At 52.1% G+C, this 724-nt stretch carries 1 protein-coding gene and 1 pseudogene; both read right to left on the bottom strand.

All coding sequences use genetic code 11. The features are described from left to right. A pseudogene (locus tag ACPXB3_RS22430) lies at window positions 1–413 on the bottom strand (hypothetical protein); the annotation flags it as partial. 2 nt (window positions 414–415) lie between these two features. Further along, window positions 416–724 (bottom strand): hypothetical protein (locus ACPXB3_RS22425; protein ID WP_425729844.1); only part of this gene is annotated, 309 nt, incomplete at its 5' end.

The following is a 724-nucleotide window of genomic DNA, read 5'->3' as shown; positions in this document are numbered from 1 at the left end:
CCCAAAAACATCGCCGCCGCCCGATCCTGCACCTGCCCCGCCGTCGCCATCGACGCCTCAAACCCCGCCGCCACATCCCCACACACCACATGCACCACACCCCGCACCGGCTCCCGATCCACCACCAACACCAACGCATCAAACAACCACAAAGGAACCGGAAAATCACGACGAAACAGCTCAACATGATCGTGAATTTTCAACATGTCCATCATCTTGATATTTGTCGGCCTGTCGACAATTTGCTCGCCGCCTACGAATGCGGCTCGCGTACCTGAAACTTGCCCGGAAGAATAGTGCTGAATCATCACAAAAGTATCCCAAGGCCCGTCGAACAAATAGCCACTCGAATTTGCAATAATTGATGCAAACTCTACACCGAGGTCGCGCAGTATATCCTCTATCGGTCGCATTGTTACCTACCTCGATCTGCCGCTTCTACCATATTTACAATTTGCTTCTTGAAGTATTTGCGTTGATATGATTGCAAAGATCCATTGCGGAAGAACTTATCAAATTCGACCTGACGCAACAGTCGTCCGCTGTTTGCCGAATATGCATGTCCAGTAACCGCCACAAGGCTCGGTCTCTCACCCACTCTATCCGCACCTAAGGTAATCTCCACCTCTACCCGCGCCCCGTACCGGGCGAAATCAGACCACTCGTTTTCCATCACCCGATACGGCACCATATTGAAATGCCCATCCTGGGCGAACATGTTGCG

This window comes from Gordonia sp. DT219 (assembly GCF_049847065.1).
Lineage (GTDB): Bacteria > Actinomycetota > Actinomycetes > Mycobacteriales > Mycobacteriaceae > Gordonia.
Note: the sequence above shows the minus strand (reverse complement) of the source record. Positions and strands in the feature narration are given on the sequence as shown.